Genomic DNA, 21180 nt, shown 5'->3' on the forward strand with positions numbered 1-21180 from the left:
ATAATTTTCGCCCCGGCTTAATTTTTTTCCCACTCGCGTCGCTTTAGTTCTGTACCTCAGCTGAGATCCATCTTTTCAAGGAGCAGAACTATGTTATCTATCAATACCAACGCCGCCTCAATGGCGGCAGTTAACGCCATCAACAAAAGCAACGCCTCACTGAGCCAGTCCATGGAGCGCCTGGCAACCGGAAAGCGTATCAACTCTTCTGCAGACGACGCTGCGGGTAAACAGATTGCTAACCGCATGCAGACCCAGTCTGACGGCATGGCCATGGCCCAGCGTAATATCGCCGATGCCACCGCCATGCTGCAAACCGCTGACGGCATGTTTGACGAAATGAACGATATTCTGGGACGCATGGACGAACTCGCAACCCAGGCATCGAACGGAACCTACAGCGATGATGACCGTACGGCCATGCAGTCCGAGTTCGACGAGCTGGGACAGGAGATGTCCGACATGTTGCAGAACACCACCAACGGTGGCACCAATCTGTTTAATAAATCTGAGAACGGCCTGTTCACCAGCGCGTCCGGCGTCACCTTCCAGGTGGGATCCCAGTCTACCGATCAGATCACCATCAATATCTCCTCTCAGGTCAGCCAGCTGGCAACGGATCTGGGCAGCCTGAGCGCAGCGTTTAACAGCGACTACGGTACCGACGGTGCGGGCGGTGCATCTGCCAGCGGCACGGCTGGCAGTGAGCTGATGACCCTGGATTCAGCAAACGCCACCATTAGCGCGGTGCAGGGCGTTATGGATGAAGTCGGCAGCATTCAGTCTACCCTGGGTGCGACCATGAACCGCCTGAGCAGCACGGCCACCAACCTGCAAAGCATGCAGGACAACACCGAAGTTGCCATTGGCAACATCATGGATACCGATTACGCCACGGAAGCGTCAAACATGTCGAAGCAGCAGGTGCTGATGCAGACCGGCATCACCATGCTGAAGCAGTCCAACAGCATGTCCGGGATGGTCTCCAGCCTGCTGCAATAAGCGACCAGCTTGTACTCAGCCATACCGCGCCTGTGCGGTATGGCTGTTTTTTCTGCTATGGCGACCCTGGAGGAAAGAGACTTTCCCTCTCTGCGGAAGCTGCACTTCCTCTCCGCATTTTTAACTTATTGAATTATAAAATATAAATTTTGGCACTGTTATTGCTATGGGTATTGATAACTGAATGGAGCGACGATGATAAACCCGCAAGTAATGGCGAAACAATTTGCCCTGATGGACATCTCTACGCGAGCAAGCCAGCTGGAGCGCCAGCAAACCGACCTGGATACCGAAAGCGCTGCGCTGTCGACGCTGGAGAGCGCCCTGACGTCCTTCCAGTCGGCGGTAGATGCGTTAAACAGTGATACCAGCGGGGCGGTGGTCAATACGGTTAAGGCAAACAACGACGCTGCCACCGCCACCGCCAATTCCGAGGCGCAGGCGGGCACCTACACCTTTTATGTTCAGCAACTGGCGACTGCCCAGCAGAGCACCTTCAATATCGCCGACGGCGATATTGCCAGTAGCGGCACTTTTACCATTACGATGGGCGACAGCGAGATGGATATCGATCTCGCTCAGGCAGACAGCGACGCCGATGGCAGCGTGTCGGTCAGCGAACTGTGCGATGCCATTAATGGCGCGGAAGATAACCCAGGCGTCACCGCCACGCTGGTGAATACCGGCGAGTCGACAACCCTGATGCTCACCGCTGATGAGACCGGGCAAGACCATGCGTTTACGGTCTCGACCAGCGGCATCGATCCCAGCTCGGCCTTTGCCACGGATCTTAGCGCGCAGAAGGATCTCTCTGTTGCACAGGACTCGGTCATTTATCTCGGCAGCTCGCCGGAAGATGGGGTGCAGATCACCAGCGGCTCCAACACCTATAGCGACCTCATTCCTGGCGTCTCGATCACCTTTGCTGAAACCTCAGAGGCGGATGGCCCCATCACCTTCACCGTGGCAAATGACGCGTCGGCAACGCAGGAGAAAGTACAGACGTTTGTTGACGCCTACAACACGCTGGTGGATACCCTCGATTCACTAACCACCTTTGGCAGTAACGGCCAACCAGCGGGACCTTTTGCTGGCGATGCAGGTATCTCTTCGCTGGAGCGTCAGATCCAGAGCATTACCCATGCCACCTATAACGGCGTCTCGATGCTCGACTACGGCATCGCGCTTGACGCAGACGGCCATCTGCAAATCGATTCCGAGCAGTTTAGCGCAGCAATGGCGGAGAACCCGGCGGGCCTGACCTCGCTGTTTGTCGGCGACGACAGCATGAGTGCTCAACTCGATAGCATGATGGAGACCTGGCTGGATGATAACAGCGGCGTTATCACTCAGCGGCAGGACGCGCTTACCGAGGAGCAGGACAAACTTACCCGCGAGGTTGATCAGGTAAAAGAGACCTATAACGCCTCGTACGAGCGCTATTTGCAGGAGTACACCTCTACGATGGTTGAAATCTACTCGATGCAGGTAAGCATGGCGGCGTTTGCCTGAGCGACACAGAAACAGAGGAATTCACGCTATGTACGCTTCTGATAACGGCTATGGCCACTATAAAGATATCGATCTGGCCTCCCGCACCGCCTCGGCCTCACCGCTGGATCTCGTGCTGGTGCTCTATACCGGGCTGCTGGAGGAGCTGGAGCGCGCTAAAAGTCATATCACGCATAAACGCTACGACCGCAAGGCCAAAAGCATCAATAAATGCATCGACATTCTTAACGCGCTGACCAGCTCGCTGGAGTTTGAGAGCGGCGGCGAACTGGTGCTGAATCTGGCGCGGCTCTATGACCATTGCGTCTATCGCCTGTATGAAGCCAGCAGTGAACTCAATACGCAAAAAATAGACGAGGTGGTGCTGATTTTGACCAACCTGCATGAGGGCTGGCAGGGGCTGGCGAAAAAGCTGGGTTAAACGATGGAAACGCAAACCGTAAATGAGCAGATGGATGCACTGCTGAATGCCATGGATGAAGCCTTGAATAAGCAGCGCTGGCGCAGGATGCCTGCGCTACATACCCGCCTGATGGCGTTGTTCAATGCCTACTGTGCCAGCCAGCCGCCGGAAGAGGAGCTGACGGTACTCAAGGCACGGCTGCGTCAGGCGTATGGCGAGATCATCGCTCGGCGAACCGAGCGGGCAGCGCAGCTAAAGGCGCGCATGGAGAAACACCGCCAGCAGCGCGAGGGGGCGCTGGCCTACTCGCTGGTGAATATCCTGTCGGAGCAGCCATGAATACGCTGAGCTTACTGACCAACGCCCTGACGCAGCGGTTTGCATCCGCCTCCGTTCAGCCGCAGGCGGACAACCCGCAGACGCATACCTTCACGCTGCCGGAAACCGTACAAAAAGCCCTGCTAGAGCACCTGCAAACGCTGGCCGAAGGGGCGGGAGATCCTACATCCGCTGAAAAGCAGGCTAAACGTGCCGTGCAGGATGAAAAGGAGGTTCAGCCGCTGGAGGCGTTGATGGCCTTGCTGCTGATGCCTGAACGTCCCGCCATAGCGGAAAAAAGGGGAGAGGCGGCACTGTCGGAGCAGGTAGCCCTGCCGGTGTCGTCGATGCAGATGCGGACGCAGATAACACCAGGCTCGCTGCCTGTGGAGCTCGCTACCGCTACGTCGAAACAGCTGGCAGAGCAGGCTCGTTTGGCTATGGAAAATCTTCCTGCGGTCGCCTCGTTAGGCGTTCAGCCAGAGGCCCCACGACCGGAGCGGGCCGGTGAATTACGTCATGCGGTGAATGAAAAAATGGTTCACGATCGGCCTGAATCCGCATCGCTTGCAGCACATACCACCTTTATCCCCGACGATACTCGTCTTGTGCCCAGCAGGGTACAGCCGGAGCAGGTCGTGAGCGTTGATACCCGCGCCGCGCAGTGGGGCGAGGCGCTGGTCCACATGCTAAAAGAGAACATCCATTTTCAACTTAGTCAGCAGCAGCAGATCTCCACCATTCGCCTCGATCCGCCCTCGCTGGGCAAGCTGGAGATCGCTATTCAGCTGAATGCAGGCAAATTAACGGTGCATATCGGCGCGTCCCAGGCGGACGTCTGCCGTACCCTACAACAGTGCGGCGATGCGCTGCGGGTTCAGCTCACCCAGCAGAACTTCATGCAGGTAGAGGTACAGGTCGCCCCGGACGGACAGTCGCAGTCCGATTCGCGGCGGCAGCGCGAGGAGCGGCAAAACGCCACGGCAATACGCTCTGCCATTGAGCTGGATGCTGATGAGAGCGGTTTGCAGAAGAGCGAAAGTCTATTAATTAAAGTGTGATAACAGATGAAAAAAATAGTCATTACCGGCCTTGTTGGCGTAGTGCTCTCTATTCTTATTGGCGGCGGTGCAGCATGGTTTTTTATTAACACTATGCAGCCTTCAGGAGCCGCCGCCAGGCTCTCTTTAAAAAAGAGCGCGCCGCAAAATAAGAACAAGCACGCCAACGATATCTTTGTTTCATTAAAGGAATCGGTCATTACGCTCAGCGATGCTCAGGGCGAAGATCACTATATGCTCCTGGCGCTGACGATGGTGGCGGAGAGTGAGGAGGCGTCTAAAAAGATCCAGGCCGACGAGCCGCTTTATCAGAGCATTATTTTAGCAACGTTGGCGGATAGGGAATATGAAAAAGTCCGCGCTTTAAAAATCAATGAAATAAAAACGTTACTTAATACCGCGTTACATCGTGAACTGAAAAACAGGGCTACGCCAGGCCCCTACAGCGATATATTAATCAGCAAAATGGTTTTCCAGTAATGCTGGCGTCAGCAACCCATGAGACGCAGGCGTTTCAGACGCTCTCTCCCTTAACGCCTGCTCAGGAGAGCCACTACTTGCAGGCCTATCTGCCGCTGGTGCGCAAGGTGGTAAAACAGCTTGCGCCGCAGTGCAGCTGCGTGATGGAGCGAGAGGATATGCAGCAGGTGGCGCTCATCGGTCTGCTGGACGCCCTGCGCCGCTACGGCAAGCCTGACGAAGGGTTTGGCGGTTATGCGGTGCAGCGCATTCGGGGGGCGGTGCTGGACGCGCTGAGACGCCTTGACTGGCGTCCGCGTCAGCTCCGGCAAAAGTTTTACCACATCAAAGATCTGATACGGGAGCGGCGTAAAGCGCTGGGCCGCGAACCAGAACCTGGCGAACTGGAGGCCGATGGCGTGAGTGCCGCCGAGTATCAGCAGTACCTTGCATTAGAGGGTGCCGATACGCTGGAGAGCCTCGACGCGCTGCTTAGCGATCGACCCGGCGAACTGCCGCTGCAGGGACGCAGGCTGGAAGAACAGATCGTGACGCAACATATGCTGAGCCGGGCGTTGAAGATGCTGTCAGCGAAAGAGCAGCAGATCCTCTATTTATATTATCAGCAGGATATGAATCTAAAAGAGATTGCCCTGGTGCTGGAACTCACCGAAGCCAGAATTTGTCAGCTCAATAAAAAGATAGCGGAAAAGCTACGCACCTATTTTTTCAGCCACTAAACGTTTCGAGATATTCATGCAAAAAATATTAGGATTAATAATTATATTGGGCTGCGTTTTTGGTGGCTATTTTGTTGAGGGTGGCCAGCTGGTGGCTATTTGGCAGCCTGCGGAAATTATGATCATTATCGGCGCAGGCATCGGGTCAATGATTATTGCCAACCCGTTACACGTGCTGCGGGAAATAGCCCATCAGATCAAAGGCGTAATCAGCAAAAAAAAGCTTGGGGCTGAATTTCAGCGTCAGCTTTTAATGTGCCTGTATGAACTGCTCGAAATGGTACAAACCGGCGGGTTACGCATGCTCGATCAGCATATTGAGCAGCCGGATGAGAGCACCATATTCGAGAAATTCCCGCTGGTACTTAAACAGAAGCGGCTGGTGATGTTTATTGCCGATAACTTTCGCCTGATGGCGATGGGCAAAATCGACGCCCATGAGCTGGAGGGGATCCTCGATCAGGAGCTGGAGACCATTGAGGAGGAGCTGCTTACCCCCTCACGTTCGCTACAGCGTACCGCAGAGGCGATGCCCGGGTTTGGTATCTGCGCGGCGGTGCTGGGGATCATCATTACCATGCAGTCCATTGACGGCTCTATTGCGCTGATTGGCCTGAAAGTGGCCGCTGCGCTGGTGGGGACCTTTCTGGGCGTCTTCATTTGCTACTGCTTTATGGATCCGCTGGCCAATGCGATGGAGCAGCAGGCGCGGGCCGAGCACTCTCTGCTGGAGTGCGTCCGTACCGTGCTGGTAGCCCAGGCCGGAGGCAAGCCAACGCTATTAGCCGTGGATGCGGGCCGCAAGCTGCTGCATCTGGCCTCGAAGCCGACCTTTGCCAACCTTGATGCCTGGGTCAACGCCATGCTGGAGGAGGAGGAATAATGGCGACCGCAAACCGGCGCGATCGGGGCAAGAAGACCACCATTATTCGTCGGCAGATCAAAAAGAGCCATGCCGGGCACCACGGCGGGGCCTGGAAAGTGGCCTTTGCCGACTTCACCCTTGCGATGATGGCGCTGTTTATGACCCTATGGATTGTCAACAGCGTCAGCCAGTCCGACCGGGAAGAGATCGTGGCCGCGCTGCACGGACAGTCTATTTTTTTCGGCGGTGGAATAATGGCCCCGCTGAGCCATCTTCCGCAAAAGATGGCGGGCTCTGCCGATGGGCGCAGTCATGAGCAGGCGCAGGCCGTAAGCAAAGAGCGGCTGGCGCGCCGTGCTGAAGCGGATCTGCAGAGGACGCAGGAAGCCAGCAGTGCGGCACTGCGCATGAGACAAAAATCGGCGCGAGAGCTGGGTGAGCTGGCGAACAGCATCAACGAGATTGCCCTGAAGGCCCATATGGAGAGCAATCTTGAGATGGAGATCGTTCCCCAGGGGCTACGAATATTAATTAAGGATAATCAGAAGCGCAGCATGTTTGAACGCGGCAGCGCCACTATTATGCCGTTCTTCCGATCGCTGCTGACCGAGCTGACACCCATCTTCAACTCTCTGGATAACAGGCTGATTATCACCGGCCACACCGACGCGATGGGCTATAAAAGCGCTGGATACAACAACTGGAACCTCTCCGGAGATCGTGCCCTCTCAGCCCGCCGCGTCATGGAGCAGGCCGGCATGCCGAAAGATAAAGTGATGCAGGTCAGTGCGATGGCCGACCGTATGCTGCTGGATGCCCATAACCCAGAGGGCGCAAACAACCGGCGGATTGAGATCATGGTCTTAACCCATACGGCAGCCGACACGCTCTATCAATTCTTCGGCGCGCAGGGTGAGAAGATTGTTAAGCCGCTGGCCAGCAAGCTGGAGCACGCCCCTTCACCACAGGCAACGCATGTGCCTCGCTAAACCGCTGCGTGTTGGACTTCTCGTTACCGCCCTCGTCGTGGCGTTGTTTCCGTCTGACGCAGCGGCAAAATCGACGCCTCGCCAGCGAATGCACAATCGTCTGCTGCTGGCGAAGGCAAAGGCGAAACCTCTTTCTCTTACGCCGGTGATCCGCGGCAACAGCGCGGCAAAAGCCGCTCTGCGGGCGCAGAACCGGGCTCTTTTGCAGCGTCACCCCGAGTGGTTCGCCATGCCACTCCTGGCAGGCGACCTGCATCTTCAGCCCGTCGTTGAAAAAGCGATACGCCGCTTACAGGCGCAGCTTGGTAAACCTTACGTCTGGGGAGGGGAAACGCCGGAGGAGGGCTTTGATTGCAGCGGGTTGATCTTCTACGCCTTTAATCCGCTGCTGGCAGCGAAGCTACCGCGAACCGCCAATGAGATGTATCACTACCGGCAGGCGCTAGACGTCGCGGATAACGATCTCAGACGCGGCGATCTGCTCTTTTTTGGCATTCACTCCCGTAATAAAGCCGATCATGTAGGCGTCTATCTCGGTAACAACCGCTTTATCGAATCGCCACGCACCGGCGAGCAGATCCGCATCAGCGATCTGTCTGATGCGTTCTGGCAGGCGCGCTTCTTAGGTGGGAAGCGCATCCTGCTGAACAGTACCGTACGCGTACCGGGCTAGCTGAGGGTACCGAGAATTTTTATCTCCAGCTCGTCCGGCACTTCGTTATAGGAGAGCACCTGCAGACCGCTGGCAAACAGCCGCGCATAGCGGGCCAGCAGCGGACGCAGCTGCGGCGCAACCAATAGCACCGGCTCTCTGCCCGCCGCCTTCATCTGCTCAAGCACCTGAGGCATATTTTGCTGGAACTGGCTCAGCATATTGGGATCGAGCGGCACGCTGTCGAGCATGACTTTCCCGCTCTGCTGCGCCTGGTTGACGACTCCAATCAGCAAATTCTCTAGCTCGTTATTCAGCGTATAGACCGCCAGCTCCTCATGGCGCACCAGCCCGTGGGTAATGCTGCGACGTAGGGCGAGGCGCACGTCCGATACCAGCAAAATCGGATCCTTGGTCACCGCGCTGCTGGCCACCAGCACGGTGGCAATGGTCACAATATCACGCAGTGAGACACGCTCGGTAAGCAGCGCTCGGTAGACCTTTAGCGCCTGACTGTAGTTCAGCGCGCTGGCTAAATCCTCCGCCAGCTTGGGGGCCAGCGAGGCAAGCCGATTGTGCAGCTGGGTCACGTCATCATAGTTGAACAGGTCGGGAATAAAGCGGGTGATCACTTTATTGAGATGGGTGGCGATAATGCTCGCCGAGTCGATAACCTGGTAGCCCAGATTGAGCGCTTTGGTTTTTTGCGCAGCGGTGATCCAGGTGACGGGCATCCCGTAAGCCGGATCGCTTCCCGGCGTACCGTCAATTTCACCGTAGGTTTCCGCCGAGGGCAGCGCCATCAGCCTGTCGGCGGGAATATCGCCGCTGTCGGCTTTGATACCATTGATATAAATGGCGTACTGCGTTGGCTTTAGGCGAAAGTTTTCGCGGATACGGATCTCCGGCAGCAGCAGGCCGTTGGTCTCGGAGATCGCCTGCCGGAGGCCGCGTATACGCTGGGTCAGCGGACTGCCGTTGGCTTTATCCAACAGGGTGACGAGACGGTAGCCAAGGCTTAGGCTCACCGGCTCAATCAGCGGGATCGACTCCCAGCTGACCTGCTGCTCGGGGGTTTCCGTCAGCGCCTTGCTCAGCGTGGCTAGGCTCTTCTCATCCGTTTGCGCCGCCAGTGGCCGTTTGCTCTGCCGCCAGCCGGTAAAGCCGAGCAGGGCGGAGAAGAGCAGGAAAGGGAGGTGCGGCATTCCCGGCACGATGGCTAGCACGAACATCACGCCGCTGGCGGTGTAGATCGTCGACGGCGAGGCTAGCAGCTGCGCTTTAACGGCGCTGGAGATATCCCCGCTGTCGCTGACCCGGGTTACGATGATCGCTGCTGCGGTGGACAACAGCAGGGAGGGGATCTGCGCCACAAGCCCATCGCCGATGGTCATCAGCACATACTGTTGGAAAGCCGCCTCGGCGCTAAGGTCGTATTTAAAAATGCCGATGCAGACGCCGCCAATCAGGTTGATGGCCAGGATCAGCATCCCGGCGATGGCGTCACCGCGCACGAACTTTGAGGCACCGTCCATCGCACCATAGAAATCCGCCTCGCTGGTCACCTCTTTACGCCGGGCCTGCGCCTGTGTCTGGTTAATCAGCCCGGCATTAAGATCGGCATCAATCGCCATCTGTTTACCCGGCATGGCATCCAGAGTAAAGCGCGCCGATACCTCAGAGATTCGCTCCGCTCCTTTGGTCACCACAATAAAGTTGATGATCATCAGGATGATAAACACCACAAACCCAACCACAAAGTTGCCGCCGATGACCACCTGACCAAAGGACTCGATCACTTTCCCTGCCGCGCCGATCCCCTCATGGCCGTACAGCAGCACCACGCGGGTAGAGGCAACGTTAAGGGTCAGACGCATCAGGGTAGTAATCAGCAGCACCGTCGGGAACAGGCTGAAGTCCAGCGGTCTTTTGGTCGAAACGCTGACCAGCAGCACCAGCACCGCCAGCACGATGTTGAAGGTAAACAGGGCGTCCAGCAGCATCGGCGGCAGCGGCAGGATCACCATTGCCAGAATGGCCAGGAGAAGTAACGGAACACCGGGCCGACTGCGGCTCAGCGCCGTCATCACATATTTAATCTGTTTCTGCATCCTGCTTCAGGACCTCGTTCGGAATGGAAATATGACGATTAAGCGCGGGCCGCGTCTGGTTGCCAGCCCGCCAGGATTTAAGCTGCAGGACATAGGTCAGGACGTGGGCGATCGCGCGAAAAAGTTGATAAGGGATCTGCTGGTTAACCTGGGTGGTGTAGTAGACCGCACGAGCCAGTTTGGGAAACTCCACCACTTCAATGTGATGCGCCTGAGCCACCTCGCGAATGTAACGCGCCACCTCATCGGTGCCTTTGGCCACCACAAAGGGTGCTGCCGCCCGCGCCTGGTCGTACTGCAACGCCACCGCGAAATGGGTGGGGTTGGCAATCACCACGTCGGCTTTGGGTACTACGCGACGGATCTGCCCCAGCGCCATCTGCCGTTGCAGGCGACGCACTCTGGCTTTGATCTCCGGGCTACCCTCCTGGTTTTTGTACTCGTCCTTTACCTCCTGCTTGGTCATTTTCAATCCCTTGGTAAACATATGCTTAGCCAGCGGGACATCGAAAAGGGCAAACAGGATAAACAGCATCACGACGTTCAGCATGACGTCATGATAGAGCGACAGCCCCTCACTAACCGCAGGCGCAAAGTAGCGGTTTTGTAGATCGAGAAAAGCGGTGAAGTGACGGTGAAGACTGACCGCGAGCAGCAGCAGAACCAGCACACTTTTTATTATCATCTTGCCGACGTCGATAATCTGCTCGCTGGAGAAGAGGCGTCCTATGCCTTTTAGCGGGCTAATTTTACTGAGATCGGGAAAGATCTTTTTTAACGAGAAGATCCAGCCACCAGGGATCAGCGAGGCGATCAACGCTGCCAGCGGCATGGGCGTCAGCGTGAGAATAAATTTAAGCAGTATCAGCAGGTTGTGTTGAAGAAACTGACCAAGAATATCCGGATCGCCGATATGCTGCCCATACTGATGCACGGTCAGAAAGGCTTCCTGAACAAAGTCGCGATACCAGTGAAAGCTGCTGCTGACTACGATAAAGGCAGCCAGCAGGCTGGCGGCAAGCCCCATATCCTTTGAGCGGGGTATCTGACCCTCTTGCCGCGCCTTACGCCGCTTCTGCGCCGAGGGCTTCTCGGTCTTCTCCTCGCTTGCCGCGTCAGCCATGCGTCCTCCGCAGGGCATCAAACTCCGCCAGTACCCGATTAACCAGCTGTAAATAGTGGTCCGGCAACGCGGAGAGCAGGGCGGCAAAGCAGATAAGCCCGGCCAGCATGGCGATGGGAAAGCCCAGCGAATAGAGATTCAACGCCGGGGAGATACGGTTAAGCAGGCCAAATCCGCCCTGAACGATCAGCATGATAAAGGTTGCGGGCAGCGCCAGCAGCATCGCAGAGGAGAATACCCAACCCAGCGCGAGGGAGACGCTGCGCAGCGTTTGCGGCAGCAGCGCGCTGCCGGGTGGCCAGTAGATAAACCCTTTGTAGAGAATGCTGACCAGCAGCAGATGCCCATCCATCGCGAAGAAAAGGATCGCGGCATAGATGTAGATAAACTCCGCCAGCACGGTGGTTGACGCGCCGCTATTGGGATCGTTCATCACCGCCATGCTCATGCCCATATTGAAGGAGAGGATCTGCCCGGCGAGCTGCAGCGTCAGGTAGAGAAACTGCATCATCAAACCAAACAGCACGCCCCAGAGGATCTGCTCGACGGTAAGAATAATCGTGTGCAGGTTTAGCAGCCCCTCGGGCACGGGCGGATTGACCAGCGGGGTCAGAATAACGGCCAGCGCCAGGGCGATAATAATACGGATGCGCATGCTAAAGGCTTTGCTGTCAAAAATCGGCCCATACTGGAGAAAAGCCATGATGCGGACGAAGGGATACCATAGCCCCAGCGCCAGGTGACTGAACTGAATGACGTCGAACTGGCTCATCTTAGCCCACCATCAACGCGGCCTGGGCGAAGAGATGCGTACAGAGGTCGCTAAGCTGTACGATCATCCACTTCCCACAGACGGCGAGTACGATCAGCGTAACGATAAGCCGGGGTAGGAAGCTGAGCGTCTGTTCGTTAATCTGGGTCACGGCCTGGAAGATACTGACGCACAGGCCCACTAGCAGGCTGGGAACCACCAGCACCGAGACCAGCATAATTACGATCTTAATGCCGCTGGCGACGAGATCGGCGGCGATATCGACGGTCAGCATGACGGTACCTCGCTCATTATCCTAACCCCAGTCCGCGAATGCTGTCCGTCAGCGTGCCGACGGTGAGCGACCAGCCGTCAATCAGCACGAAAACCATCAGCTTAAACGGCAGAGAGACGATCAGCGGCGAAAGCATCATCATCCCCATCGCCATCAGCACGCTGGCGACGATCAGATCGATCACCAGAAAAGGGATGTAGATCATAAAGCCGATCTGAAAGGCAGTTTTCAGCTCGCTGAGCATATAGGCCGGTACAACGATCAACAGATCCTGCTGCGCCGCGTCGCCCTTAGCGTTAGCAATAGTCATGATCTGCGCCATCGCCTTTTTACTGGTTTGCGCCAGCATAAAGCGCTTAAGCGGCACGCTGGCGGTCTCCAGCGCCTGGGGCAGCGTTATCTCATCCTGCTCAAAAGGTACAACCGCACGCTCATAGATAGTCAGCCAGATGGGGCGCATCACCAGCAGAGTTAATGTCAGCGCAATGCCGATAAGAATACGGTTTGGCGGCGTCTGCTGGAGCCCCAGCGCCTGACGCAGCAGCGAGAGCACGATGATAAACCGTGTGAAGCAGGTCATCATCAGGAGCAGGGTGGGCAGCAGGCCCACCAGCGTCATGAGAATGAGGATCTGGATCTTGACGCTGTACTCCTGCGTATCGCCGTGGTTGACGACGTGGAACAGCGAGATATCGCCCCCCTGCGCCAGGACGGCAGGGGAGACGATCAGCAGCGTGCTTGCGGCTAGCAGGTAGAGCAGACGTGTCATGATGTCAGTTCGTTAATATCGCGCGTGTTAAACTCAATGACCCGCAGACCATATTTTTCATTGACCACCACCACTTCGGCTTTCCCTAGCAGGATATTGTTTACCTTAATATCCAGCGGCTCTCCCGCGAGCTTATTGAGTTCGATGACCGTGTCGTCGTCAATATTCAGCAGATCGGCAAGCATCACCTCAACTGAAGAGACCTCCAGCGTTAGCGTGACGGGAATGCGTTTAAGCAGCGCCATTGAGTCAGCTAACGCTGGCGCGCTCTGAGTAGGGCCCGAGTCAGTCGGGGCGTCACTCTCACTGGCTAATTCAAAGCCCTGGTCAAGGGGATCGGTATGATTATTCATAGGATGTCTCAGAAACAGTAGGCGTAATATCAGACAGATAGAGTCTGTCGTTCTCTTCAACAATCAGCGCGTGAAACAGCGGCGATTGCCCGATAAAGACCGGGAAGGTCTCGGGTAACGTAAGCGGGAAAATATCTCCGGGTCTGATGGCAGTCAGCGACGCGACGTCCATGTTTAACCCGGCGATTTTGACATTCAGGCTCAGGGGCAGCGTCTCGATAAGCTTGGCTACGACGGCGCGGTCTCTTTTTTTGCGATCAAGGTCGCTGGCGTCGGTTTGAGGCCGCTCTCTCTGGCGCAGCATATTCAGAAAACAGTCGGTATGGGCGTTGTCTAACAGGATGTAAAAACTACTGTTTGCATCATCGCCCAGCGTAAAGGTAATTTGATAAGCCCACTGGCTAATAACGGTGCTGTTATCTGTTTTTACGCGTAGCGGTAATCCCCACGTCTCCTGATGAAAAAGAATATGGCAGAGATCCAGCGCCAGCCGGGTGCGTAGACGCGCCTCGGTTTTTGTTGGCAACCGCACGGCGTGGCTGCGCGCATTTTCGCTGCTTTCAAGGCCATAAAAATTATTGAGAATGGTTAACAGAAGCGGTCGGTCTATATCAAAAGCCAAATGACCCCTATCCGATACCAGCAGGTCAGCATTTTTATTTTTAATATCAGCCGTACACGCTATTTTTTTTAAGGACAAGCTCGAACGGTGCTTTTTTAGAAAGTAGTTGCCCACGCGTGCTTCCAGAATGTCAAATTTGCTCGTAAACAGGCTTGGTAAGCGATGGTATGGGCGGCCAAGGCGGTGGCTATCAAGATAAGCTATTCCAGCGGTTTGGCTGTACTTCAACATGGGACATGTTCTCTGTCGTGAATACCGAATGACCGGGAAAGCCGCTTTGCTGTCTAAAGCGTTAAGTCAGGCAAAAAAAGTCATTTCTATTTAAGTGATGCGCTAAGATTGCCGCTGTCCATTTACGTGGAGGCATAATGCTTAGCGCACAGTAAAAGCGCCGTTATTTAAGCGAAGATGGTTGCATCATACAATGGATGTTCTATAGATAATTGTTATTAAATATTTATTTTAAATTAAAATGTTTTTTATTGTTTTTTGATGTTCGCTAATGTTTAACGTAACATTTTGATTATTATGTATTAATTATTTTTAATTCATTTATTAGTAAATAAACTTAAGTGACGTGATAGATTCGCATGCAGTGACATACGTAAATGCGAGAAACCCATGCCGACCTTTATTGCTCAGGCACCTGCCAGCATTAAAACATTTTCGTTAGCCAGGCGCGTTGCCCGCTTTAATATCCCCGTGCTGATCCTGGGTGAAACAGGCGCAGGGAAAGAGTGCGTCGCTCAATATATTCACGCGATGGCGTTTGGCGAGAATAGCGCTGCACCCTTTATCGGTATCAACTGTGCCGCCATTCCAGAATCGATGCTTGAATCAACGCTTTTTGGCTATGAAAAAGGGGCCTTCACCGGGGCGGTGAACGCCGTGGCAGGAAAGTTTGAGATGGCAAATAATGGCACGCTGCTGCTGGATGAAATTGGTGATATGACGCTGGCACTGCAGGCGAAGCTGCTTCGCGTATTGCAGGAGCGTCAGGTCGAGCGCCTCGGCAGCCACCGAGCCATTAAACTTAATTTCCGCCTGATCGCCAGCACCAATAAAAATCTTGAGGCAGAGGTAGCCGCAGGGCGTTTTCGCGAAGATCTTTTTTATCGCGTTTCCGTTGTGCCTATCACCGTGCCGGCTTTACGCGAGCGGCCAGAGGATATTTTGCCGCTGGCTGAGTCCTTTATAAAAAAATATGCCCACACGATCGGCAAAAATATCAGCCTGTCGGAAACCGCAAAGGCAGCGCTAATGAAATACCCCTGGCCCGGCAACGTGCGCCAGCTCGAAAACGTCATGCAGCGCGGCATGATTTTAAACCAGGACGGCATTATCCACGCCAGCGCACTGGGGCTCCCCTTTGCACCGAGTGTCGAAAGCGTGGGCTGCGCCGCGGCACCCAGCCTGCATCAGCCTGCCAGCACCAGCCGGGAGGATTTACAGCGGCATGGGCGTGTCGCGCAGTATCACTATATTGCCGACCTGATGCGTAAATACCAGGGCAACCGCACGCAAATTGCCGACTGCTTAGGCATTACGCCGCGCGCGCTGCGCTACCGGCTCGCCTCAATGCGCAAACATGGCATAGAGATAACCTTCTGATTTTATTAGTTCCTTTTAAGATAACGAGTACGCCATGAAAACCATTGGTAATCCTTCCCTGTCCCTCATGCAGCAGGAGATGCGCGGGATGAGCCGCCTTGCTGCTGCGTCACCGCTTTCCGCGCAAACTATCGCCAACCGTATGCCGGAGGGGGAATCCCTCTCTGGCGTAAGCTTTCACCAGGTGATGCGTGATACGCTCGACCATGTTGATAGCCTGCAGCAGACTGCCAGCGCCCAGCAGGATGCGGTCAGCAGCGGCCAGAGTGACGATCTGGTGGGGGCCATGCTGGCCAGCCAGCAGGCATCCCTGTCGTTCTCAGCGCTTGTTCAGGTCAGAAATAAAGTGGCGAGCGGCGTTAACGATCTGATGAACATGTCCATATAACGATGAAAAAGAAACTGTTTGCCTCTGCGAACGCGGCGTTTGCTGCGCTCTCTTCCCTGCTGCCGGGAAACCAAAAATGGTTTGCGCTGGCAGGCGGTGCGCTACTGCTCACCGCCGCTATTGTTGGCAGCCTGTGGCACAGCAACGGCGGCTATACCGCGCTGTTCGGCTCACAGGAGAACCTGCCCATTTCACAGGTTATCACCGTGCTGGACGGCGAAAAGATCGCCTACCGTATTGACCCCAACAGCGGACAGATTCTGGTTCCGCAGGCGCAGCTCTCCGGCATTCGTATGACGCTGGCGGCAAAAGGCATCCAGGCGATAAGCCCGGCAGGCTATGAGCTGATGGACAAAGACGAGGTGCTCGGCAGCAGCCAGTTTGTGCAAAGCATTCGCTACAAGCGCAGCCTGGAAGGTGAAATGGCGCAGAGCATCATGTCGCTGGACGCCGTTGAAACGGCGCGGGTGCATCTGGCGCTGGAGGAAGAGAGCTCGTTTGTGATTAGCGACAAACCGCAAAACAGCGCCTCGGTGATGGTGCGTCTGCACTATGGCAGCCGCTTAAGCCGGGAGCAGGTTAATGCCATTATCCATCTGGTTAGCGGCAGCGTGCCGGGGCTGCCGCCTGCCCAGGTCAGCATCGTTGACCAGGCAGGAAATCTGCTTTCGGAAGGGGTGGTGGACGGCACCAACCCCCTGGCCGGAACCCATAAAGCGAATGTGTTACTCAGCGACATTCAGAATAAGACCCGTGCCAGTCTGGCTAACGTGCTGACCACGCTGGTGGGGAAAGATAATTTTCGCATTAGCGTCATGCCTGAGCTGGATCTTAGCCTCGTTGAGGAGACCCGTGAACGGCTTGGCGATACGCCCAAGGTAAACCGGGAGCAAAGCACAGAGGATAAAAGCAGCGATAGACTTGCGGTCGGCATTCCCGGCTCGCTCAGCAACCGGCCACCGGAGGCTACGCCTGCGCAGGCCCCTGAGGCCGGGGCGCAGAAGATGCCCGATACGCTCTCTGCGCGTACGGAGAGTCAACGGGACTACAGCTATGACCGTACCGTTGAGCATATTCAGCACCCTGGCTTTGAGCTGAAACGCCTGAACGTTGCCATCGTGCTGAATCAGGACGCCACCGCCGTTAAAGCGTGGAAAGCAGAGCAGACGGCACAGGTGACGGCCATGTTGAACAACGCTGCCGGTATTGATGAGCGCCGAGGCGACAAGCTGTCACTTTCGCTGATGCAATTTGTGCCGGAAGAGAAAATCGTGCCGCCGCCGGTGAAGTGGTGGCAGAACGATGACATTCTGGCGTGGTGCCGCCTCGTCGGTATCGGCCTGCTCCTGCTGCTGATTCTGCTGCTCGTTGTGCGTCCGCTCATCAAACACCTTATCGCCACGCGTAAAGCACACGCAGCAACGGCAGGTGCCACTGAACGTAGTGAACCCTCACTTCGCGCAACGCTGGATGACGATGAGCGCAGGGGCATAGAGCTGCCCTCATTCTCCGGGGATGATGCGCTCCCTGCCCAGAGCTCTGGTCTTGAAACCAAGCTGGAGTTCCTTAAAAAACTGGCGATTAGCGATACCGACCGCGTCGCCGACGTGATCAGACAGTGGATTACCAGCAATGAGCGAATTGACAGTAAATAAGAGTCCAGGCAGCGCCAGCTATCTTGAGCAGGCGGCCATTCTGCTGCTGTGCCTTGGCGAAGAGGCGGCGGCAACGGTGATGCAAAAGCTAAGTCGCGAAGAGGTCGTGCGCCTGAGTGAATATATGGCGCGCCTCTCCGGGGTGAAAACCAGTCAGGCGAGAAAGGTGATCAACAACTTCTTTGACGAGTTTCGTGAGCAGAGTGGGATTAACGGCGCATCGCGCGTGATGCTGCAGGGGATCCTCAATAAGGCGCTTGGCGGGGAGATTGCCAGCAGCGTCATCAACGGCATCTATGGCGATGAGATCCGCTCGCGCATGGCGCGACTGCAGTGGGTCGATCCCCGTCAGCTGGCGGCGCTGATCGCCGAGGAGCATCTCCAGCTGCAGGCCGTTTTCCTGGCTTTTTTGACCCCGGAGATCGCCGCCACGGTGCTGACCTATATGAACGATGCCGTGCAGGATGAAATTCTCTACCGTATCGCCAGGCTTAACGACGTGAACCGTGACGTGGTTGATGAGCTGGATCGCCTGATTGAGCGAGGCCTGTCGGTACTCTCCGAACACGGTTCGAAAGTCAAAGGCATTAAGCAGGCGGCAGATATCGTTAACCGCTTTCAGGGCAACCAGCAGCAGATCCTCGATCGGCTGCGCGAGCTGGATGCCAGCGTGCTGGACCAGCTTCAGGATGAGATGTACGACTTCTTTATTCTGAGTCGCCAGAGCGAAGAGGTGCGTCGCCGCCTGCTCGACGAGATCCCGATGGAGGAGTGGGCCGTAGCGTTGAAGGGCACCGAGCCGCCGCTGCGGCGGGCTATTTTTGCGGTGATGCCGAAACGTCAGGCGCAGCAGCTGGAAACCATCACCGCGCGCCTCGGACCGGTTCCCATTAGCCGCATTGAGCAGGTCCGCCGGGAAATCATGGCCGTCGCCCGGGAGCTGGAGGCGGCGGGTGAAATCCAGCTTCAGCTTTTCGCCGAGCAGACGGCGGAGTAGGGGAGAAAACGCAATGCAGACACTACGAGGCCGCTACCGGGTACACCGTTTTCTGCCACGGCACGCCGCGCTGACGGACAAAAACGCAGCGAGCACCAATTTTCAGCGCCAGCTTATGGATGGCTACCAGCAGGGCCTGCAGAAAGGATTCGCGGAGGGCATCAGCGAAGGCCAGGAGACCGGCTTTCAGGAGGGGCAGGCTAAAGGCCAGGCGGAGGGCTACCGGCAAGGCTATGCCGAGGGCAGTCTTGCCGGGCAGCAGGCTGGACGGGTGCAGTTCACCCAGGCCGCGCAGCCGCTGGAGGCAATCGCCGACAGGCTCAACGACTATTTTGCCCACGTGCAGCGCAAGCAGCGTGAGGATCTGCTACAGCTGGTAGAGAAAGTGACCCGCCAGGTGATCCGCTGCGAGCTGGCATTGCAGCCTACCCAGCTGCTGGCGCTGGTGGAGGAGGCGATTGCCGCCCTGCCCAGCGTGCCGGATCCGCTCAAGGTCTGCCTGAGCGTAGAGGAGTTTAACCGCATTCAGAGCGTAGCTCCGGAGAAGGTGGCTGCATGGGGTCTGGTGGCCTCGGCGGATCTCTCTACCGGCGAGTGCCGGATCGTGACCGAGGCGTCCGAGCTGGATATTGGCTGCGAGCACCGTCTGGAGCAGTGCATGACGGTTCTCAAAGAGACGCTGGCCCCGGATGAGACAGATGAACAATCCACTCCCCTTTGACGATGCGCTGCGCTCCATTGAGTCGATCGCATTTGCCCGCGTGGCGGGCAGGCTGGTGCGGATGAACGGTGTGTTACTGGAAAGCGTGGGTTGCCAGTTGGCAACGGGTCAGTTCTGCCGCATCGAAAGTGCGGAGTGCGGCTTTATTGATGCCCAGGCGGTTGGCTTCAACCGCGAGGTGACCTATTTGATGCCGTTTAAACAGCCGGCAGGGCTGATGGCCGGTGCGCGCGTCTTTCCGCAGGAGAAGGCTCGCCACCTGCTGATAGGCGAAAGCTGGCTGGGTCGGGTCGTTAACGGACTGGGTGAACCGATTGATGGCAAAGGCAGGCTGGGCGGCACGCAGGTGCTGCCTCCCGTTGCGCCGTCGGTAAATCCGTTGACCCGTCGTCCCGTCGACGAACCGCTGGACGTGGGCGTGAAGGCGATCAACGGCGTGCTGACCATCGGCAAGGGCCAGCGGGTTGGCCTGATGGCAGGCAGCGGCGTAGGCAAGAGCGTTTTGCTCGGGATGATCACCCGCCAGACCCGCGCACAGGTGGTGGTGGTGGGGCTGATTGGGGAGCGGGGGCGTGAGGTCAAAGAGTTTATCGATCGGTCATTGGGTCATGAAGGACTGGCGAAGTCCGTCGTCGTCGTTGCGCCAGCGGATGAATCGCCGCTGATGCGCCTGAAGGCGACCGAGCTCTGCCATACGCTTGCCGCCTGGTTTCGTGACCAGGGCTTCGACGTACTGTTACTGGTGGACTCGTTAACCCGCTACGCCATGGCCCAGCGCGAAATCGCCCTGTCGTTGGGCGAGCCGCCAGCTACCAAAGGCTATCCTCCCTCAGCGTTTGGCATGATCCCCCGGCTGGTAGAGAGCGCGGGCAACAGCGACAGCAGCGGATCCATGACCGCCATCTATACCGTGCTGGCCGAGGGCGACGATCAGCAGGATCCTATCGTGGACTGCGCGCGGGCGGTACTGGACGGTCATATCGTCCTGACCCGCAGGCTTGCCGAGGCCGGACACTATCCGGCCATTGATATTGGTCAATCCATCAGCCGCTGCATGACGCACATCATCCCTGGCTGGCAGCAGCAGGCCGTAAGCCAGCTCAAGCGGCACTACGCCGCCTATATGGAGATCAGACCGCTTATCCCGCTCGGCGGCTACGTCGAGGGTGCCGATCCGCAGGTCGATAAAACCGTGAAATGCTTTCCGACCATTGAGCGCTTTCTACGCCAGCAGGTTGACGAGCCCGCTGAGCTGACGCAGGTACAGGCGCAACTCGCTGCGCTGTTTCCCTCTCCTCAGGCCACAAAAGGTAAACCATGAAGCAGGCGATCCACACCCTTGTTCAGCTTCAGCGCCTGCGCGATAGCGCGGTAAAAAGCACAACGGTGGCGCTGGCCCGGCAGCGGCAGGTCGCTACCCGATACGAGAACAACATTAAAGCCCTGGGGCAGCTGGTGCAGAAAACCCGCACCGAAGAGCTACCCCATTTTTGCGCCCAGACGCTGAGCAACATTGCGGGCTATAAAGGCAGCCTGCTGCGCGTCGTGAAGTGGCAGGAGCAGGAGAAAGCGTTAGCGGAGATGAAAACGCAGCAGATACAAAAAAAACTGATGCAGGCCGCCTGTCAGGAGAAGATTGTGGCGCTGACCCTCGATATCCAGCGGGACAAGATTGCCAGCGAGCAGGCCAGCCGCGAGCAAAAAACGGTGGACGACGTTGCGTCTCAACGCTGGCTGCGAACCCAGCGTCTGGAGGAGTAAAGTAATGACGCAGCTCCACTCC

Annotated in this window: 24 protein-coding genes; 17 read left to right on the plus strand and 7 right to left on the minus strand. The window is 56.6% G+C overall.

Annotated elements, in window-relative coordinates:
- Positions 1–90 precede the first annotated feature (90 nt).
- From FN633_RS08835 to FN633_RS08880, 10 genes are all read left to right on the plus strand, one after another.
- A complete protein-coding gene (locus tag FN633_RS08835; RefSeq protein ID WP_154057458.1) occupies positions 91–1002 on the plus strand; it encodes a flagellin N-terminal helical domain-containing protein in 912 nt (303 codons plus the stop codon).
- A 195-nt stretch (positions 1003–1197) separates the two neighbouring features.
- Entirely contained in the window at positions 1198–2514 is a 1317-nt protein-coding gene (gene fliD, locus FN633_RS08840; RefSeq protein ID WP_154057459.1) for a flagellar filament capping protein FliD, read from the plus strand.
- Between the two features lie 28 nt (positions 2515–2542).
- Positions 2543–2935 (plus strand): flagellar export chaperone FliS, encoded by a 393-nt coding sequence (gene fliS / locus FN633_RS08845; RefSeq protein WP_154057460.1) that lies wholly within the window; start codon positions 2543–2545, stop codon positions 2933–2935.
- Between the two features lie 3 nt (positions 2936–2938).
- Positions 2939–3256 (plus strand): flagellar protein FliT, encoded by a 318-nt coding sequence (locus FN633_RS08850; protein ID WP_154057461.1) that lies wholly within the window; start codon positions 2939–2941, stop codon positions 3254–3256.
- Positions 3253–4296, plus strand: coding sequence for a flagellar hook-length control protein FliK (locus FN633_RS08855; RefSeq protein WP_154057462.1), 1044 nt, complete (start codon positions 3253–3255; stop codon positions 4294–4296). Before FN633_RS08850 ends, FN633_RS08855 begins: the two co-directional genes overlap by 4 nt.
- 6 nt (positions 4297–4302) lie before the next feature.
- On the plus strand, positions 4303–4776 hold the full coding sequence (locus FN633_RS08860) for a flagellar basal body-associated FliL family protein (protein WP_154057463.1): 474 nt from the start codon (positions 4303–4305) through the stop codon (positions 4774–4776).
- The gene (locus tag FN633_RS08865; protein WP_154057464.1) at positions 4776–5495 is read left to right on the plus strand and encodes a FliA/WhiG family RNA polymerase sigma factor; all 720 of its coding nucleotides are present in this window, start codon (positions 4776–4778) and stop codon (positions 5493–5495) included. The genes FN633_RS08860 and FN633_RS08865 overlap by 1 nt, the downstream gene beginning before the upstream one ends.
- A gap of 16 nt (positions 5496–5511) precedes the next feature.
- Positions 5512–6378: a flagellar motor stator protein MotA gene (motA, locus tag FN633_RS08870; RefSeq protein ID WP_154057465.1), complete on the plus strand. Its 867-nt coding sequence runs from the start codon at positions 5512–5514 to the stop codon at positions 6376–6378.
- Positions 6378–7349, plus strand: a complete 972-nt coding sequence (gene lafU, locus FN633_RS08875; protein WP_154057466.1) for a putative lateral flagellar export/assembly protein LafU — start codon at positions 6378–6380, stop codon at positions 7347–7349. The genes motA and lafU overlap by 1 nt, the downstream gene beginning before the upstream one ends.
- Positions 7336–8022, plus strand: coding sequence for a C40 family peptidase (locus FN633_RS08880; protein WP_154057467.1), 687 nt, complete (start codon positions 7336–7338; stop codon positions 8020–8022). The genes lafU and FN633_RS08880 overlap by 14 nt, the downstream gene beginning before the upstream one ends.
- Here FN633_RS08880 and flhA read toward each other — a convergent pair.
- The 7 genes from flhA to FN633_RS08915 are packed head-to-tail and all read right to left on the minus strand — an operon-like array spanning position 8019 to position 14256.
- Positions 8019–10112 (minus strand): flagellar biosynthesis protein FlhA, encoded by a 2094-nt coding sequence (flhA, locus tag FN633_RS08885; protein WP_154057468.1) that lies wholly within the window; start codon positions 10110–10112, stop codon positions 8019–8021. The genes FN633_RS08880 and flhA overlap by 4 nt on opposite strands.
- Positions 10096–11235 (minus strand): flagellar biosynthesis protein FlhB, encoded by a 1140-nt coding sequence (flhB, locus tag FN633_RS08890; protein WP_154057469.1) that lies wholly within the window; start codon positions 11233–11235, stop codon positions 10096–10098. Before flhB ends, flhA begins: the two co-directional genes overlap by 17 nt.
- Positions 11228–12007, minus strand: a complete 780-nt coding sequence (gene fliR / locus FN633_RS08895; RefSeq protein WP_154057470.1) for a flagellar biosynthetic protein FliR — start codon at positions 12005–12007, stop codon at positions 11228–11230. Before fliR ends, flhB begins: the two co-directional genes overlap by 8 nt.
- Position 12008: 1 nt before the next feature.
- Positions 12009–12281 (minus strand): flagellar biosynthetic protein FliQ, encoded by a 273-nt coding sequence (locus tag FN633_RS08900; RefSeq protein WP_154057471.1) that lies wholly within the window; start codon positions 12279–12281, stop codon positions 12009–12011.
- A gap of 16 nt (positions 12282–12297) precedes the next feature.
- Complete coding sequence (gene fliP, locus FN633_RS08905; RefSeq protein WP_154057472.1) at positions 12298–13050, minus strand: flagellar type III secretion system pore protein FliP; 753 nt, start codon at positions 13048–13050, stop codon at positions 12298–12300.
- Positions 13047–13403, minus strand: coding sequence for a FliM/FliN family flagellar motor switch protein (locus FN633_RS08910; protein ID WP_154057473.1), 357 nt, complete (start codon positions 13401–13403; stop codon positions 13047–13049). Before FN633_RS08910 ends, fliP begins: the two co-directional genes overlap by 4 nt.
- Positions 13396–14256, minus strand: coding sequence for a FliM/FliN family flagellar motor switch protein (locus tag FN633_RS08915; protein ID WP_154057474.1), 861 nt, complete (start codon positions 14254–14256; stop codon positions 13396–13398). The genes FN633_RS08910 and FN633_RS08915 overlap by 8 nt, the downstream gene beginning before the upstream one ends.
- A gap of 390 nt (positions 14257–14646) precedes the next feature.
- Between FN633_RS08915 and FN633_RS08920 the strand changes: the two genes are divergently transcribed.
- From FN633_RS08920 to FN633_RS08950, 7 genes are read left to right on the plus strand one after another with little or no spacing between them, the layout of a single operon-like run.
- Positions 14647–15636: a sigma-54 interaction domain-containing protein gene (locus tag FN633_RS08920; protein WP_154057475.1), complete on the plus strand. Its 990-nt coding sequence runs from the start codon at positions 14647–14649 to the stop codon at positions 15634–15636.
- A gap of 34 nt (positions 15637–15670) precedes the next feature.
- Entirely contained in the window at positions 15671–16024 is a 354-nt protein-coding gene (gene fliE / locus FN633_RS08925; protein ID WP_243731490.1) for a flagellar hook-basal body complex protein FliE, read from the plus strand.
- 2 nt (positions 16025–16026) lie between these two features.
- Complete coding sequence (fliF, locus tag FN633_RS08930) at positions 16027–17679, plus strand: flagellar basal-body MS-ring/collar protein FliF (protein ID WP_154057476.1); 1653 nt, start codon at positions 16027–16029, stop codon at positions 17677–17679.
- On the plus strand, positions 17657–18676 hold the full coding sequence (locus FN633_RS08935) for a flagellar motor switch protein FliG (RefSeq protein WP_154057477.1): 1020 nt from the start codon (positions 17657–17659) through the stop codon (positions 18674–18676). The genes fliF and FN633_RS08935 overlap by 23 nt, the downstream gene beginning before the upstream one ends.
- A gap of 13 nt (positions 18677–18689) precedes the next feature.
- Entirely contained in the window at positions 18690–19397 is a 708-nt protein-coding gene (fliH, locus tag FN633_RS08940) for a flagellar assembly protein FliH (RefSeq protein WP_154057478.1), read from the plus strand.
- The gene (gene fliI / locus FN633_RS08945; protein WP_154057479.1) at positions 19375–20718 is read left to right on the plus strand and encodes a flagellar protein export ATPase FliI; all 1344 of its coding nucleotides are present in this window, start codon (positions 19375–19377) and stop codon (positions 20716–20718) included. Before fliH ends, fliI begins: the two co-directional genes overlap by 23 nt.
- Complete coding sequence (locus tag FN633_RS08950; RefSeq protein WP_154057480.1) at positions 20715–21158, plus strand: flagellar FliJ family protein; 444 nt, start codon at positions 20715–20717, stop codon at positions 21156–21158. The genes fliI and FN633_RS08950 overlap by 4 nt, the downstream gene beginning before the upstream one ends.
- Positions 21159–21180 lie beyond the last annotated feature (22 nt).

Origin of the sequence: Pseudescherichia vulneris, assembly GCF_902164725.1 — a bacterium.
Classification (GTDB): domain Bacteria; phylum Pseudomonadota; class Gammaproteobacteria; order Enterobacterales; family Enterobacteriaceae; genus Pseudescherichia; species Pseudescherichia vulneris.